This window comes from Streptomyces sp. NPDC126497, assembly GCF_040302425.1.
In the GTDB taxonomy this organism is placed as follows: domain Bacteria; phylum Actinomycetota; class Actinomycetes; order Streptomycetales; family Streptomycetaceae; genus Streptomyces.
Window position 1 is genome coordinate 16,723 of the sequence record NZ_JBEORT010000083.1, and the last position, 13,975, is coordinate 30,697.

At 71.9% G+C, this 13,975-nt stretch carries 16 protein-coding genes and 3 pseudogenes; 10 read left to right on the forward strand and 9 right to left on the reverse strand.

Annotated elements, in window-relative coordinates; genetic code table 11:
- Window positions 1–116 precede the first annotated feature (116 nt).
- The gene (groL, locus tag ABTY20_RS27055) at window positions 117–1,742 is read left to right on the forward strand and encodes a chaperonin GroEL (protein WP_351999660.1); all 1,626 of its coding nucleotides are present in this window, start codon (window positions 117–119) and stop codon (window positions 1,740–1,742) included.
- A gap of 77 nt (window positions 1,743–1,819) precedes the next feature.
- Here the strand turns inward: groL and ABTY20_RS27060 are convergent, their stop codons facing one another.
- Both ABTY20_RS27060 and ABTY20_RS27065 read right to left on the reverse strand, forming a co-directional pair.
- Window positions 1,820–2,641, reverse strand: a complete 822-nt coding sequence (locus tag ABTY20_RS27060; RefSeq protein WP_502991896.1) for a pectate lyase — start codon at window positions 2,639–2,641, stop codon at window positions 1,820–1,822.
- A 45-nt stretch (window positions 2,642–2,686) separates the two neighbouring features.
- Window positions 2,687–3,187 (reverse strand): annotated as a pseudogene (locus tag ABTY20_RS27065) (RICIN domain-containing protein); the annotation flags it as partial.
- A gap of 192 nt (window positions 3,188–3,379) precedes the next feature.
- On the opposite strand from ABTY20_RS27065, the pseudogene ABTY20_RS27070 reads away from it, so the two are divergent.
- From ABTY20_RS27070 to ABTY20_RS27095, 6 genes and pseudogenes are all read left to right on the forward strand, one after another.
- A pseudogene (locus ABTY20_RS27070) lies at window positions 3,380–3,657 on the forward strand (type II toxin-antitoxin system Phd/YefM family antitoxin).
- Window positions 3,654–3,911, forward strand: a complete 258-nt coding sequence (locus ABTY20_RS27075; protein WP_351999661.1) for a Txe/YoeB family addiction module toxin — start codon at window positions 3,654–3,656, stop codon at window positions 3,909–3,911. The pseudogene ABTY20_RS27070 and the gene ABTY20_RS27075 overlap by 4 nt, the downstream one beginning before the upstream one ends.
- A gap of 169 nt (window positions 3,912–4,080) precedes the next feature.
- Window positions 4,081–5,148 (forward strand): hypothetical protein, encoded by a 1,068-nt coding sequence (locus ABTY20_RS27080; protein ID WP_351999662.1) that lies wholly within the window; start codon window positions 4,081–4,083, stop codon window positions 5,146–5,148.
- Between the two features lie 237 nt (window positions 5,149–5,385).
- The gene (locus ABTY20_RS27085; RefSeq protein ID WP_351999663.1) at window positions 5,386–5,532 is read left to right on the forward strand and encodes a hypothetical protein; all 147 of its coding nucleotides are present in this window, start codon (window positions 5,386–5,388) and stop codon (window positions 5,530–5,532) included.
- A gap of 135 nt (window positions 5,533–5,667) precedes the next feature.
- Complete coding sequence (locus ABTY20_RS27090; RefSeq protein WP_351999664.1) at window positions 5,668–5,979, forward strand: DUF397 domain-containing protein; 312 nt, start codon at window positions 5,668–5,670, stop codon at window positions 5,977–5,979.
- Window positions 5,980–6,037: 58 nt separating this feature from the next.
- Window positions 6,038–6,310, forward strand: coding sequence for a hypothetical protein (locus tag ABTY20_RS27095; protein WP_351999665.1), 273 nt, complete (start codon window positions 6,038–6,040; stop codon window positions 6,308–6,310).
- A gap of 413 nt (window positions 6,311–6,723) precedes the next feature.
- On the opposite strand, the gene ABTY20_RS27100 is transcribed toward ABTY20_RS27095, so the two are convergent.
- From ABTY20_RS27100 to ABTY20_RS27110, 3 genes are all read right to left on the reverse strand, one after another.
- Window positions 6,724–7,584, reverse strand: coding sequence for a helix-turn-helix domain-containing protein (locus ABTY20_RS27100; RefSeq protein WP_351999666.1), 861 nt, complete (start codon window positions 7,582–7,584; stop codon window positions 6,724–6,726).
- Window positions 7,585–7,794: 210 nt separating this feature from the next.
- A complete protein-coding gene (locus ABTY20_RS27105; RefSeq protein WP_351999667.1) occupies window positions 7,795–8,238 on the reverse strand; it encodes a hypothetical protein in 444 nt (147 codons plus the stop codon).
- A 15-nt stretch (window positions 8,239–8,253) separates the two neighbouring features.
- Window positions 8,254–8,604 (reverse strand): PadR family transcriptional regulator, encoded by a 351-nt coding sequence (locus ABTY20_RS27110; protein ID WP_351999668.1) that lies wholly within the window; start codon window positions 8,602–8,604, stop codon window positions 8,254–8,256.
- A gap of 120 nt (window positions 8,605–8,724) precedes the next feature.
- Here ABTY20_RS27110 and ABTY20_RS27115 point away from each other — a divergent pair, with 120 nt between their 5' ends.
- Entirely contained in the window at window positions 8,725–8,982 is a 258-nt protein-coding gene (locus tag ABTY20_RS27115; protein WP_351999669.1) for a hypothetical protein, read from the forward strand.
- A 172-nt stretch (window positions 8,983–9,154) separates the two neighbouring features.
- Here the strand turns inward: ABTY20_RS27115 and ABTY20_RS27120 are convergent.
- The 3 genes and pseudogenes from ABTY20_RS27120 to ABTY20_RS27130 all read right to left on the reverse strand — a co-directional run.
- A pseudogene (locus ABTY20_RS27120) lies at window positions 9,155–9,862 on the reverse strand (ester cyclase); the annotation flags it as partial.
- Between the two features lie 98 nt (window positions 9,863–9,960).
- Entirely contained in the window at window positions 9,961–10,734 is a 774-nt protein-coding gene (locus ABTY20_RS27125) for an SDR family NAD(P)-dependent oxidoreductase (RefSeq protein WP_351999670.1), read from the reverse strand.
- 61 nt (window positions 10,735–10,795) lie between these two features.
- Complete coding sequence (locus tag ABTY20_RS27130; RefSeq protein ID WP_351999671.1) at window positions 10,796–11,476, reverse strand: MOSC domain-containing protein; 681 nt, start codon at window positions 11,474–11,476, stop codon at window positions 10,796–10,798.
- An 80-nt stretch (window positions 11,477–11,556) separates the two neighbouring features.
- On the opposite strand from ABTY20_RS27130, the gene ABTY20_RS27135 reads away from it, so the two are divergent.
- The gene (locus ABTY20_RS27135; RefSeq protein WP_351999672.1) at window positions 11,557–12,453 is read left to right on the forward strand and encodes a LysR family transcriptional regulator; all 897 of its coding nucleotides are present in this window, start codon (window positions 11,557–11,559) and stop codon (window positions 12,451–12,453) included.
- A 121-nt stretch (window positions 12,454–12,574) separates the two neighbouring features.
- On the opposite strand, the gene ABTY20_RS27140 is transcribed toward ABTY20_RS27135, so the two are convergent.
- On the reverse strand, window positions 12,575–12,898 hold the full coding sequence (locus ABTY20_RS27140; RefSeq protein WP_351999673.1) for a WhiB family transcriptional regulator: 324 nt from the start codon (window positions 12,896–12,898) through the stop codon (window positions 12,575–12,577).
- 380 nt (window positions 12,899–13,278) lie between these two features.
- Here ABTY20_RS27140 and ABTY20_RS27145 point away from each other — a divergent pair, with 380 nt between their 5' ends.
- Window positions 13,279–13,890 carry a response regulator transcription factor gene (locus ABTY20_RS27145; RefSeq protein ID WP_003948568.1) on the forward strand — a complete coding sequence of 204 codons (612 nt, stop codon included), beginning with the start codon at window positions 13,279–13,281 and terminating at the stop codon, window positions 13,888–13,890.
- Window positions 13,891–13,975 lie beyond the last annotated feature (85 nt).

Below are 13,975 nucleotides of genomic sequence, written 5' to 3' on the forward strand. Positions count from 1 at the left end.
TCGTAGCAAGCACTTTTTGCTCGAACCACTGCGCCCCTGGCCCCAGCATCCGATAAGAAGCCGGGCGCCCGGGGCGCAGTGATTTCACCCAGATTTCCGAGAGGGCTCCCGCTGCCATGGCGAAGATCCTGAAGTTCGACGAGGACGCCCGTCGCGCCCTCGAGCGCGGCGTCAACAAGCTTGCCGACACGGTGAAGGTGACGATCGGCCCGAAGGGCCGCAACGTCGTCATCGACAAGAAGTTCGGCGCCCCCACCATCACCAACGACGGTGTCACGATCGCCCGCGAGGTCGAGATCGAGGACCCGTACGAGAACCTCGGCGCGCAGCTGGTGAAGGAGGTGGCGACCAAGACCAACGACATCGCGGGCGACGGCACCACCACCGCCACCGTGCTGGCCCAGGCGCTGGTCCGCGAGGGCCTGAAGAACGTCGCCGCCGGCGCCTCCCCGGCGCTGCTGAAGAAGGGCATCGACGCCGCCGTCGCCGCGGTCTCCGAGGACCTGCTCGCCTCGGCCCGCCCGATCGACGAGAAGTCCGACATCGCCGCCGTCGCCGCCCTGTCCGCCCAGGACCAGCAGGTCGGCGAGCTCATCGCCGAGGCGATGGACAAGGTCGGCAAGGACGGCGTCATCACCGTCGAGGAGTCCAACACCTTCGGTCTGGAGCTGGACTTCACCGAGGGCATGGCCTTCGACAAGGGCTACCTGTCGCCGTACTTCGTGACGGACCAGGAGCGCATGGAGGCCGTCCTCGACGAGCCCCAGATCCTCATCACCCAGGGCAAGATCTCCTCCATCGCGGAGCTGCTGCCGCTGCTGGAGAAGGTCATCCAGGCCAACGCCTCCAAGCCGCTGCTGATCATCGCCGAGGACGTCGAGGGCGAGGCCCTGTCGACCCTGGTCGTCAACAAGATCCGCGGCACCTTCAACGCGGTCGCGGTGAAGGCCCCCGGCTTCGGCGACCGCCGCAAGGCGATGCTGCAGGACATGGCCGTCCTCACCGGCGCCACGGTCGTCTCCGAGGAGGTCGGCCTCAAGCTCGACCAGGTCGGCCTGGACGTGCTCGGCTCCGCCCGCCGCGTCACCGTCACCAAGGACGACACCACGATCGTCGACGGTGCCGGGAACAAGGAGGACGTGCAGGGCCGCGTCGGCCAGATCAAGGCCGAGATCGAGACCACCGACTCCGACTGGGACCGCGAGAAGCTCCAGGAGCGCCTCGCGAAGCTGGCCGGCGGCGTGTGCGTCATCAAGGTCGGCGCCGCCACCGAGGTGGAGCTGAAGGAGAAGAAGCACCGTCTGGAGGACGCCATCTCCGCGACCCGCGCCGCGGTCGAGGAGGGCATCGTCTCCGGTGGTGGCTCCGCGCTGGTCCACGCCGTCAAGGTCCTCGAGGGCAACCTCGACAAGACCGGCGACGAGGCCACCGGTGTCTCCGTGGTCCGCAAGGCCGCCGTCGAGCCGCTGCGCTGGATCGCCGAGAACGCCGGCCTCGAGGGCTACGTCATCGTCTCCAAGGTCGCCGAGCTCGAGAAGGGCAGCGGCTACAACGCCGCCACCGGCGAGTACGGCGACCTGGTCAAGGCCGGCGTCATCGACCCGGTCAAGGTGACCCGCTCCGCCCTGGAGAACGCCGCCTCCATCGCCTCCCTGCTGCTGACGACCGAGACCCTGGTCGTCGAGAAGAAGGAAGAGGAAGAGCCGGCCGCCGCGGGCCACGGTCACGGCCACGCCCACTGAGCGATCCGCTCGCAGTACGACGAGGGCCCGGTACCGCCGCTGTTCGGCGGTGCCGGGCCCTCGCCCTGTGGGCGTCCCTACTGGTACGTCACGTCGGAGTCCCGGTAGACGCAGGCCTTGCCGTCGGGACCGCTGCCGAGCGAGGTCGGCTCGTCACCGCTGTCGTTGCCCTGGAAGCGCTCGCAGAGGACGAGCTTCTTCTTGCCGTCGCCGACGATCGTCACGCCCGAGAGGGTCGCGGTGTCACCGTAGTTGGCGTTGACCCCGGCGAGGACCTTGCCCGGGCTCGTGACCAGGACGTCGTCGATCACGACGTGGCGCTGGTACTGGGTCCCGCAGTTGCCGCACGAACGGTAGAGCTTGCCGAAGTCGGACACCTGGAAGTTCCTGATCGTCAGGGTGCCGGCGCCGTTGTGCTGGAAGACCTTGTCGTCGGCCTTGCGGGCACCGCCGCCGTCGACGACGTAGGCCGCCGAGGAGGACTTGCCCTTGAAGCTGGCGGCGTCCTCGCCGACGTCCTCCCACCACACGTTGACCAGGGTGCAGCTGCCCGAGCAGTGCACGCCGTCGGCGGCGGGCGTACCCAGGATCACGTTCTTCAGCGTCGCGCCGTCGGCGAGCTTGAACAACGGGTCCTGGCCCTCGTCCTGGCCGCTGCCGCCGAGCTCGCCCGAGCCGTGGAAGCGCTTCAGGGACCCGTCGTACACGCCCTTCACCTCGATGGTCGAGGAGACGGGCTGCTCGTCGGTGGCGGTGGGCCAGGAGGCGAACGCGGTGTCACCGGCCGGCTCGTCGTCCGCGGGCGCGGTGGTACCGGCGGGCGCGGTGGGGGAGGCGGGCGCGGTGGGGGAGGCGGGCGCGCTCGCCGTCGGAGTCGCCGGAGGCGTCGAGCCGTTCACCTCCCGCAGGGTCCAGGTCTTGCCGGCTGCCTTGTCGCAGGAGTTCTGCTGGAGCAGGCCGTCCTTGGGGTTCAGGCACTTCCCGCTGTGCGCGTTGACCAGGTGGTAGGCGTCGCCGACGGCACTCACCTTCCAGACCTGGGAGGAGCCCTCGTCGCAGGTCTGCTGCTGCACGGCCTTCCCGGCGGAGACCGCGTCGCCCTGGACGCCCGCGCACAGGCCGGTGGCGGAGGACGTCACGGTGAAGCCGTCACCGGAGTCGGCCAGTTCCCAGCTCTGGTCCGCGCCCCCGTCGCAGTCCGCCAGGGCCAGCCGCACCCCGTCGCCGGTGCTTCCCGACGGAACCTCCAGACAGGTCCCGCTCGCCGCGTTCACCAGGCGGTAGGTGCCCGCGCCCGGTTCCGCGGCGGACGCCGACATCAGCACGCCGCCGACCACGGCGCCGCCCACCAGCGACGTGGTGAGGGCGCCGATCAGGACGGTGCGGCGCCGGCCGTTCTTCCTCCGGTGCCCCGCGGGCGGGGCGGTGTTACCAGTACTGCGCATGTCACGGCTTTCGTTCGATGTGCGATGGCCCTCGTTGTCCACCACCCCGAAGTCGCCGCCGCACGGCGCGGGGTTGCCGTGCCGCGCGATCTTCTCCGAAGCCGGGAACCAAGAGGTCACGCGACTGGTACCGGATACTCGTACCGCTCGGCCGGTACGGCCCTCCCGTACCGGTTTCCGTGGAGGAGGAGCATGTCCCTCACCGTCAGCGAGGCCCGGCCCGGCTTTTCCCGCTGATCCAGCAGGTCAACGACGACCATGAGCCCGTGGAGATCACTTCCGGAGGCGGCAACGCCATACCGATGTCGGCCGACGACTTCCGTTCCTGGCAGGAGACCGTCTACCTGCTGCGCTCCCCGGCCAACGCCGCCCACCTCATGGTGGCCGTCGCCGCGGACGAGGCCGCCGACACCCCGGTGATCACCAGGAGCATGGCGGAGCTGGAGGCGCTGGCGGAGGACGGCGAGTGAGGGACGTGCGGTTCCGTCCCACCGGGCGGGAGGACCTCCTGTACCGGCGGGCCGCCGACAAGACGCTGTCGCGCAAGCTCGTTCGCCTGATCGGCGAGATCCAGCGGGACCCCTTCACCGGCATCGGCAGGCCGGAGCCGCTGAAGGGCGTCCTGTCGGGCTATTGGTCACGCCGGATCGACGACGAACACCGCCTCGTCTACCGGGCCACCGAGAAGGAAGTCGTGATCATCAAGGCCCGGTACCGCTACTGACGGCCCGGTTCCTTCCTCGGCCCACCGGTGGACCGGCACGGCGGGCACCACGGCCCACACCGTCCTGCCGGGGGCGCCGGGGCCGTGGAGGCCGCCCCGTCCGCGGGGCCGGAGGACGGTGTGTGAGGGTGGGGCCCGCAGGATCAGGAAGAGACACGAGGGGGTGGCGATGGGCCGGGTGCTCTACGCGGAGGAGTCGTGGAACCCGCTGGCGCGGACCGTGGAACTCACCGAGGACCGGTTGCGCCGGGGACGCAGGACGACGCCGCTCCAGGAGCTGGACCTCGCCGCCATGGCGGAGGCGTTCCTGCGTGGGACCTGGCTCGGCGGTGGGGGCACGGAGCGCCCCCTGGAGCGGGTGACGGAGGGCCGGGGGGTCGTCCCGGTCACCCGGGTGACCGGCACCACCACACCCCTGAAGGTGCGCCGGGCCGCCGAGTTCGCCCGCGCCCTGGGCGAGCTGGCGGTCCGCGGGTGCGGCGGCCCGGACGCGGTGACCGCCCTCGCCGCACGGGCGCGGACGGAGGGCGTGCCGCTGTGGATCGCGCGCCGGTACGCGCAGGGTCCCGCCGGACCGATAGCCGTCGCCGTGGACCGGCGCCTGGTCCGCGTGGACGTCTGGGGCCCGCAGGCCCCCGCCGTACGGCTCAGGGCGCCGCACGGCTTCGACGCCGACGCGGACACCCCGGACGGCGGTCTGCTCCTGACCGTCGGTGACGTCCCCGCGCGACTCGTCCTGCGGAAGAAGCGCCGCAAGTCCAAGAGCCGCGTCGAGATCCACCTGCCCGACCGGCACTGGACGCTGCGGCGCAAGGACGCGGAGAGTTCGTGGCTGTCGCGCGACGACCGGCGCGTCGCGCTGCTGACCCGGCCCCCGCGGTGGCCGGAGCCCGCGTCCGGCACGGTGCTGCTGCCGCTGGCCGACGTGCGCCACGAGAGCCCCGACCCGCTGGACGCCGTCGTGGCCCACGCCGTCGCCGTGTCCTTCGGCCTCGGGGACACCACGGGCCTGGCCAGGTTCCGCAGCGTCCGGCGCTCACGCGAGGAGGGCGGGGAGGTGGACGGCGAGCTGTGGGACCGTCCCTGGTTCAGCAACCTCGGCCGCGGCCGGGACGACAACGAACCCGGCGGCGGCGACGGCTGGGGCGGCGACGGGGGAGACGGCGGTGACGGGGGCGGGAGCAGTGGTGGTGACGGGGGCGGCGACGGCGGCGGAGGCGGAGGGGGAGGCGACTAGGCGGGCAGCCCCACCGCCTTCTCCGCGCCGTCCCTGGCGCGGCACCACGGCGGCCCGGCCCGACGGAGGCCCGAAAGCCCCGGAGTGCCGTCCGTGCGTTCCGCCGCGTCCCGTGCCCGGCCGCCGTGCGCTCACGTCATCCGGCGAGTTCCCGCACCGTCACCACCCGCGCCTCCCGGAACGCGTGCGCGGGGAAGCCCCTGGGGCTCCTACGACCCGTCGGCACTGGATGGCCGGATGCTCAGCTCCGCGGGCATGCCGGGGATCCACCTGGGGCTCGCGACCGCCGCGCTTGCGCGCTCGGGCGCGGACCACGGCGTCCACCCGGTGAGCCCCGAGGGCACCTTCGCGGTGCTCTCGGGGCGGGAGCCGGGGACGAGGTGACCGGTACACGGTCGGCGCCCGGCGGTTGCGCGTGAGCACCGGCGTACCCCGGATGGGCCGGTTCCCGTATGGCACCCGGGGTGAGCAGGGCCTAACCTGAAGTCCGGGTAGCTCTTCGTGGTCGTCCGGGCACCAATGGCAAAGGTGAAGGCAGAGATTTCGGCACTCGCCTGCGGCCGCGGTCGCTCGGCCACTACGCTTGACGGGCACCATTTCGGGCAGCTTGGGGGATCGGGGGAGACCGCGGTGGTTCATGAGGGGCGACCCTTATGGCGTAGAAGCAGTGCCTGCGGCAACGAGTCGGAATGTGTGGAAGTGGCCGTACTCGCGAGGCACGTCCTCGCGCGCGACTCGAAGCGGCCGGCCGCGACCGTGCTGCGCTTCACCGCCCTCGCCTGGACGGGCTTCCTCAGCGCTGTCGCGCGCGGAGAACCAGGGGACGCATGACATCCTTTCGGGCGGACGGCAGAAAGCGGGGGCTGTGATGGGCATCGGGAAGTCTGCAGTGCGAAGGCTCGAGGGCGAGGGCCGGTCCCGCTCCGTCGGCGTCGCGCCCCCCGCGTTCTTCCTGCTCGCCGTGGGAGCGGTGGCCACGAGCACCGCGGCCGCCACGTCCCTCCTGGTGGAGAGCCTGGTGGCGAAGCGGGTGCTGTGGGTGGCCGTGCTGCTCGCCATTTCGGTGAGCGCGGGCCTGTGGTGCGGACGCTACTCCGTCACGGCTTCCCCACCGAGTTCTGATCGTCTTCCGTACGTTCCACGGGCGGGGTCGCCCCGGTAGGGCCCTTCCTCCCCCGTTGCCATGCGCTCCCGGCCCGCCAGGCGAGTGCGGCGGCGAGCATGGCGACCACCAGGCTGGCCGCGGTCCGGGCGACGGTCCGCCCCGAGATGTCCCAAGAGCCGCTGACTATCATGAACACGACGAACGGCGCGCTCAGTGCGAACAGGGCGATGAGCACGGCGAAACAACCGACGATCCGCTCCACGGACCCCGGCGGAACGGGGGCGTGAGGCACGGGGTCGGGCTCCGCCGGCCGGCCGGACGTCCCTCCGTCCTCCTCCGCGGACTCGTCGGCCGAGTCCGTACGGTCCTGCCCTCTTCCGGAGACGAGCAGCTCCCGCAGGCGCCGCCACGCTGCTCCCGTCACCTCGATCCTCCCCCTGCTCGTGCCGGTTCCGCGGGTCCGGGCCCGGTCAGGCTCCGGCCAGGTCCTGCTTGACGCGGCCGATCAGACCGAGTGACTCCGACGTGTCGAGGGCCAGGCGCGAGATCTCCCCCAGGCACTCCTGGTAGTGCTCCAGCAGTTCGGAGTCCTCGCCCCCGGTCATGTTGCCGGTGGCGTACTCCAGGTACAGCAGATCCTTGTCGTCGGTGAAACCGAGCAGGACGAAGCTGCCGAGAGTGCTGTAGTGGGCGCCCGCCTCGAAGGGCAGGACGCGCAGGGTGACGCCGGGCCGCTCCGCGAAGTCCAGCAACTGCTGGAGCTGCCCGGCCATGACCGCGTCGCCGCCGACCCGGCGCCGGACCGCGGCCTCGTCGAGGAGGAACAGCGTCTCCCGGGGGCCGTCGCCCCCGAACATCCGCTCCTGGCGCTTCATCCTGAGGTCCACCACGCGGGCGAGCCGCTCGCGGTCGCGGACCCGGGGGCGCAGGAGCTCCTCCGCGTAGCGGCGGGTCTGCAGATGCCCCGGAACCACGATCGGGTGGTACGTGGCCAGGCTGACCGCCGCGGTCTCGTACCCCAGGTACTGGGCGAACGGCGGATTGACGACGTCGTGGAAGCTGGACCACCAGCTGGGCCCCTTGCTTCCGCGGGCCGCGGCCTCCAGTTCCTCGACCACGGCCGGATCGGTGATGCCGTAGACCTGGACCAGGGCGCGCAGGTCGGTCACGGAGACGCTCACCGTGCCGTTCTCCACCCGGACCAGTTTGGACAGGGACCACTCCACGCGCTCCGCCGCCTCGCGCTGCGTGAGGCCGGCGTCCTCCCGGGCCCCGCGCAGCGCGATGCGCAGCTTTCGCCTGTTGAGGCTGGGATCAACAAGGGGTGTCATCGCCGCTCCTTCCGTCGTGCGCGTACCCGGTACCCCGTCCGCCATACACTGAAAGCCCATGCCGAGATGCCACCTCCATTATGCCCATGCCATTCGGCACATAGCCGAATGGCATGGGCATGAAGATCTCGGCGTGCGCCGCAACGCGAAGGGCCCCCACGATCGTGGGGGCCCGGTGCGGCCGCTCTCCCCTCGCGCCACCGCCCGCTCTCAGTCGACCTGCCGCTTGGGGTCCGTCCACGCCTCCCAGCGCATCCTGCACGCCCCCGCGAAAGCGGCCAGGTAGGAGAACCGTGGCGCACCGGCGTCGCGCCGCACCTCGTTGCGGTGGTTCATCGCCTCCTCGAGGCGCCATTTCTCGTCGGCGGGGTAGAAGGCGCCGATGAGGCGCAGCCTGATGCCCACCCGGGTGTCCCTGTGGCGGGGGGCGGGCCTTCCCCCGTCGCGCCTTCCCTCACGGCCGGCCCGCCACAGGGCCACGAGCCGCTCGCCCACCCGTCCCAGGAACGCGTCGAGCTCCTCGGGCAGCAGCGTGAACAGCAGTTTGATCATTCGTGTCGTCGACTTCCCTCCGCGCACCGCTATCAGCAGGGCGAGGAGCAGGGCCGAGGCCGCCGAGACGGACAGGACGGCGGCGGCGAGAGCGGTGACCATCGATGTGCAGTCCGATCAGTCCGTGACGGGAGTGGGGGCGGCCTGGCCGGGCTTCACCGACCCGCCTCTGCTGGTGCGGGCCAGGGCCAGGGCCAGGGCCACCCGGGCCTGCTCCGCGCCGTCCGTGGTGAACCGGTAGTAGCGGCGTCGCGGTCGGGGTGGGGTGCTCGCGGCGTGCTCGTCCGGGTCCTCCCAGAAGCTCTCCAGTATCCCCGCTCGTCCGAGCCTGGCCAGGATGGGCTGGATGGTCCCGCTCTGCAGTCCCACCGCCTGGCCGATTGCCAGCCCGTAGTGGGCTCGCGTCGGGTTCCGGAGCAGCTCCCTGAGGACCAGCTCGGTCTGCTTGGTCATTCGGAATCCACTCATATCCCTAACTCTACCTACCTTGTCCATGGCTTATGTCGCCTCCGCCGAATTGCCCGGCGGCGCACCCTCCCGATGATCTACCTACCTTGTACACAACCTAGGTAGAGTTATAGGGTCCGGGTGGGACACGACGAGAGGACGGTGCGGGAGATGGACGCGAAGAGGAAGCGGGGCGGGGGCGGCGTCGACAGGTGCGGGACCTGCGACGGCCCCGCTCCGGAGACGCCCGCCTGGGACTTCCGGCTCGACCGGTCGGGGCTCGACGTCAGGGCGGGCCGCCACCTGGAGCTCCGGATCTCCTTGGCGCTGCTGCTGTGGCTGATCGCCGCGGTGGGCGGCTGGGGCTACTTCGGGTGGTGGCAGTCGCCGCTGGCGTAGCGCGCCGGCACTGCCGCCCTCCCGCACCGCCTCATGAGGCCCCCGCCACCGGTGGGGGCCTCATGACGCGGGGACCGCTCGCGGCCCGGCCTCGGGGCGGGCTCCGCGCGGGTGCCGGCGCCGTCGTCGACGACGCGGCCCGGAGCCGGGCGTCCGGGTGCGGAGCGGCTCGGACGTCCGTCGGCTCCAGCGCCCCCAGCCGCATCATCAGCCCCAGCCGGTCGTACTGCCACCAGCCCTCGACGATCTTCCCGTTGTCGCCGAAGCGGAAGACGGTCGTGCCCGTCATGGCCACCCTCCTCCCCGTGGCCGGGACGCCGAGGAAGTCGCCCTTGTGGGTGCCCTCCCAGCTCCAGCGGGTGCACACCCGGTCCCCCTGGGCGATCTGGTCCTCGACGCGGAACGCGAAGTCGAAGCCGCCGCGCCACACGTCCATCTCGCGCCGGAAGTGGTCGAGCCCGATGACGTCCTGCTCGTTGGCCGGATCGTGGTCGCGGTAGTGCTCCTCGACCAGGCCCGTCATCGGGGACAGGTCGTCCGCGGCGGCGACCACCTCGAAGAAGCGCCGCGGGAGTCCGCGTTCAGCCGCGCGTCGCACACCACGTCCAGGTCCGTGAAGGTCGGCGCACCCTCGCAGAGGGCCGACATCTCCCGGAAGATCCGGTCGGTCTCCGGCAGCCCCGAGCTCCGCACCGCCTCCTCGTACGACGGGAACTCCACGATCTCGACGACGTGCGACGTGTCCGCGCGGTCCTTGCCGACCACCGCGTGCGTGCGTCGCCGTCCGCCTCCCCCTGGTCTGCTCGACCCACTGGTCCATGAGCCGGTCCATCCCCTCGAACCGGCTGGTCCAGCAGTCGATGAGCTGTACGAAGGTCATGACGCCCGCCTCCGGCCCCGGGTCCGGTCTGTCAGCACCCATTTTCTCCCGGGGGGCGGGCTCCGTCCCGCCGTGACCGCGGGCCCGCCGGGCCGCTCCTACCGGGGCCCGTACTTCCGGCCCGTCCGTGACGAGAGCCCGCCCAGCAGTCCGCGCGGGACCAGCTTCGCCGCCCCCATCAGCGCCTTGTAGCGCGGATCCGGGATCGACAGCGACTTGCCCCGGGCCAGGTCGGCGAGCGCCGCCGCGGCGACCTTGTCCGCGTCCAGCCACATCCAGTTCGGGATGTTGTCCGTGCCCATCCCGGCCCGCGCGTGGAACTCGGTGCGCACGAAACCGGGGCACAGCGCCATCAGCCGCACGCCGTGGCCCGCCAGGTCCTGCGCCGCGCCCTGGGTGAACTGCACGACCCACGCCTTGGACGCCCCGTAGGTGCCGCGCGGCACGAACGCGGCGGTCGAGGCGACGTTCACGACGGCTCCGCGCCCGCGCCCGCGCATCGCCCCCACCGCCGCCGACGTCAGCCGGAGCACCGCCTCGCAGTGCACCTTGAGCATCCGCAGCTCGTCGGCCATGGGGACCTCGAGGTAACGGCCCCGGTGGCCGAAGCCGGCGTTGTTGACCAGCAGGTCGACGGGGTTCTTCGGGTCGCCGAGGCGGTCGGCCACCGCCTCGATGCCCTGGTCCTCGGCCAGGTCGGCGGTCAGCACCTCCGCCTCGATGCCGTGACGGTCGTGCAGCTCGGTCGCCTGTTCGCGCAGCCGGACGGTGTCGCGGGCGACCAGCACCAGATCGTGTCCGTCGGCCGCCAGCCGCCGCGCGAACGCGGCACCGAGCCCAGCCGTCGATCCCGTAATCAGAGCCGTTGTCATGGCGCAAGAGTAGTTACCCGGAGCGGGGCCGTCCGCTTCGTGTCATCCCATGGACACGACGTCAGGCCGTCGAACGCGCCCCGTACTTCTCCACGTACGTCCGCGCCGTCGCCAGTACCTCCGGATGCAGCGCCTCGCCCGCCGCCAGCAGCCGGGGCAGCAGCGTCCGCTCGGTCGTCGCCGCGCGGAACTGCAGCGCGACCGTCACCCCGTGCTCCGGCCGGTGCACGATCCGCACGGCGTCGCCCGCGCATATCTCACCGGGCCGGATCACCCGGAAGTAGGCCCCCGGCGCACCCCGCTCCGTGAACCGCTTCACCCAGCCCTTCTCGCCCAGGTGGCCCTGGAAGGTGCGGCAGGGGATGCGCCCGGAGGTCACCTCCAGCACCGCCTCGGGACCGACGGCCCAGCGCTCACCGATCAGGGCGCCGGAGACGTCGATCCCCTCGGTGGTGAGGTTCTCGCCGAACGAGCCGTTCGCCAGCGGGCGCCCCAGGGTGCGCTCCCACTCGTCGAGGTCCTCGCGGGCCACGGCGTACACCGCCTGGTCGTCCCCGCCGTGGTGCCGCGTCTCGCACACGGCGTCCCCGGCCAGACCGCTCCCGCCGACCCCCTTCGGCCCCGGCGCCGCCACGCGCACCGGCCCGTCCACGGGGCGCTTGTCGATGCCGGTCACACCGTCGCGCTGGTCCGTGTACGGCACGGCCTCGGGACGACCCAGGTTCACAGACAGAAGCTTCATGACCCGCACGGTATGCGATGGACGTCAAAGCGTCGACGCATCATGCGACGCGGTGTCAAAGCTCTGCTTATCCTTGAGGGGTGATCGAAGCCCGTCACCTCCGCGTGCTGCGCGCCGTGGCCACCACCGGCTCCTTCTCCGCGGCGGCCCGGGAGCTGGGCTGCACCCAGCCCGCCGTCAGCCAGCAGATGAAGGCCCTGGAGGCGTCCGTCGGCACGCCCCTGCTCATCCGCAGCGGCCGTGAGATGCGCCTGACGCAGGCCGGGGAGGCGCTGGTGCGGCACGCGGCCGGGATCATCGCCGGGCTGACCGCGGCCGAGGAGGAGGTCGCCGCCATCGCCGGGCTCCGGGCGGGCCGGGTCCGGCTCGTCTCCTTCCCCAGCGGCAGTTCCACGCTCGTCCCCACGGCCCTCGCCGCCCTGCGCGAAGCCCACCCCGGTACCCGGGTCTCCCTGGAGGAGGCCGAACCGCCCCGCTCCGTGGAGATGCTGCGCGAGGGCGACTGCGACCTGACCCTCGCCTTCCGGTACGAGGGGGCGGCGGGCGCCGAGGAGTGGGACGACCTCGTGGTACGGCCGCTGCTGTCGGACCGGCTGGTGGGGCTGGTGCCCGAGCGGCACCGGCTCGCCCGCGCGGAGTCGGTCGCCATAGGCGAACTCGCCGACGAGCCGTGGATCGCCGGCTGCCCGCGGTGCCGGGGCCAGTTGGTCGAGGTGTGCGAGACGGCCGGCTTCACCCCGCGCATCGACTTCGCGACCGACGACTATCCGGCCGTCGCCGGGCTGGTCGGCGCCGGACTGGGGGTCGCGGTACTGCCCCAGCTGGCCGTCGAGTCGGTACGGCCCCGGGGCGTGCGCACCGTGGCGCTGGAACCCGCCGTGCGCCGGGAGATCGTCGCGCTCACCCTCCCGGACCTGGCCCAGGTGCCGGCGGTCGCCGCGACGTTGGAGAAGCTGGCCGGAGCGGCCGCCCGGTAGGAAGGGGTCCCGGACGCGCGGTCACCGCGCGCGGGGGGGGGCGGTTGATCACTCTCCGTGACGAAATGGGAGCACGCCTGCGCGCCCCCGGTGTGTCGGTGCTGTCTGAAGAAACGTTCCTTCAGTTGTTCGAGGAGGCGTGCCCGCCGGAGGTGGACACCAGCCGGTTGCGTGCCCGTCCCATCAGCTCCTCGCGCTCGTCCTCGGTCAGTCCGCCCCACACGCCGTACGGTTCGCGTACCGCCAGCGCGTGTGCGGCGCACTCGGCGCGCACCGGGCACCTCATGCAGACCTCCTTGGCCGAGTTCTCGCGAGCGCTCCGGGCCGCCCCGCGCTCACCCTCGGGGTGGAAGAAGAGGGAGCTGTCCACCCCCCGGCAGGCGGCCAGGAGCTGCCAGTCCCACAGGTCCGCGTTCGGTCCGGGAAGGCGGGAGAAATCTGCCATTGCGTAACCCCTTGCAGCCGTTCTGGGCGGATCCGGTGCCCATGACCGTACAACTACGGTCCAAGGAGATGAAAATATGACTCATTGCGAATCTAGTCCCAGACACCAATGAAGGGGAAGAAAAGGGGCTGAATGGGGCATGAGTCGTGGTGAAAGTCCGGGGGTCCGCCGTGCGTATCTCCACCGTGTCCGTCTCCTCACGTAGAGTGCCGAAGATGGCAGACGGCCCCGTAACTCTTTCGAGTGACCGTCGTTGAGAGTGCGAGGCGGTTGAAGGAACAAGCGCTCGGGCGGGCGTCCGAGACGGTCGACCGCACAGGTGACGATTTCGTACCAGCCTGGAGGCTCAAGGTGACGCGCATCAGCTGCGGAGGACGGCCATGACTTCCGTCCTTGTCTGCGACGACTCCCCGCTTGCCCGAGAGGCGCTCCGCCGCGCGGTCGCGACCGTGCCCGGCGTCGAGCGCGTGACGACGGCTGCCAACGGCGAGGAAGTCCTCCGCCGCTGGGGTGCCGACCGCTCGGACCTGATTCTGATGGATGTACGCATGCCCGGCCTGGGCGGCGTCGAGACGGTCCGGCGGCTGCTGTCGGCCGACCCGGGAGCGCGCATCATCATGCTCACGGTCGCCGAGGACCTCGACGGCGTGGCGCTCGCGGTGGCCGCGGGCGCGCGGGGCTATCTGCACAAGGACGCCTCCCGCGCGGAGCTGCGGGCCACGGTCACGCAGGCGCTCGCCGACCCGACCTGGCGGCTCGCCCCGCGTCGGCTGCGCTCCGCCGAGATGGGGGCGGCGCCCACGCTCACCGCGCGGGAGATCCAGGTCCTCGAGGGCATGAGCCACGGCCGCTCCAACGCCGAGATCGGCCGCGAGCTGTTCCTCTCCGAGGACACGGTCAAGACGCACGCGCGCCGGCTCTTCAAGAAGCTCGGCGCGTCGGACCGGGCCCACGCGGTGGCGCTCGGGTTCCGGTGGGGCCTGGTGCGCTAGGCCCCGCGTCCGGAACCCGCCGGGCAGCAGGCGGCGCCCCGCGCCCCGCGTCGCGGGACGGCGCCGGAAGCCGGGCGCGGTGGCC

What these genes read in the sequence shown, in the direction of transcription:
- groL (WP_351999660.1), top strand. Translation starts at nt 117, where the DNA reads ATGGCGAAGATCCTGAAGTTCGACGAGGACGCCCGTCGCGCCCTCGAG.
- ABTY20_RS27080 (WP_351999662.1), top strand. Translation starts at nt 4,081, where the DNA reads ATGGGCCGGGTGCTCTACGCGGAGGAGTCGTGGAACCCGCTGGCGCGG.
- ABTY20_RS27085 (WP_351999663.1), top strand. Translation starts at nt 5,386, where the DNA reads ATGCTCAGCTCCGCGGGCATGCCGGGGATCCACCTGGGGCTCGCGACC.
- ABTY20_RS27090 (WP_351999664.1), top strand. Translation starts at nt 5,668, where the DNA reads ATGGCAAAGGTGAAGGCAGAGATTTCGGCACTCGCCTGCGGCCGCGGT.
- ABTY20_RS27100 (WP_351999666.1), bottom strand. Translation starts at nt 7,584, where the DNA reads ATGACACCCCTTGTTGATCCCAGCCTCAACAGGCGAAAGCTGCGCATC.
- ABTY20_RS27105 (WP_351999667.1), bottom strand. Translation starts at nt 8,238, where the DNA reads ATGGTCACCGCTCTCGCCGCCGCCGTCCTGTCCGTCTCGGCGGCCTCG.
- ABTY20_RS27110 (WP_351999668.1), bottom strand. Translation starts at nt 8,604, where the DNA reads ATGAGTGGATTCCGAATGACCAAGCAGACCGAGCTGGTCCTCAGGGAG.
- ABTY20_RS27125 (WP_351999670.1), bottom strand. Translation starts at nt 10,734, where the DNA reads ATGACAACGGCTCTGATTACGGGATCGACGGCTGGGCTCGGTGCCGCG.
- ABTY20_RS27130 (WP_351999671.1), bottom strand. Translation starts at nt 11,476, where the DNA reads ATGAAGCTTCTGTCTGTGAACCTGGGTCGTCCCGAGGCCGTGCCGTAC.
- ABTY20_RS27140 (WP_351999673.1), bottom strand. Translation starts at nt 12,898, where the DNA reads ATGGCAGATTTCTCCCGCCTTCCCGGACCGAACGCGGACCTGTGGGAC.
- ABTY20_RS27145 (WP_003948568.1), top strand. Translation starts at nt 13,279, where the DNA reads ATGACTTCCGTCCTTGTCTGCGACGACTCCCCGCTTGCCCGAGAGGCG.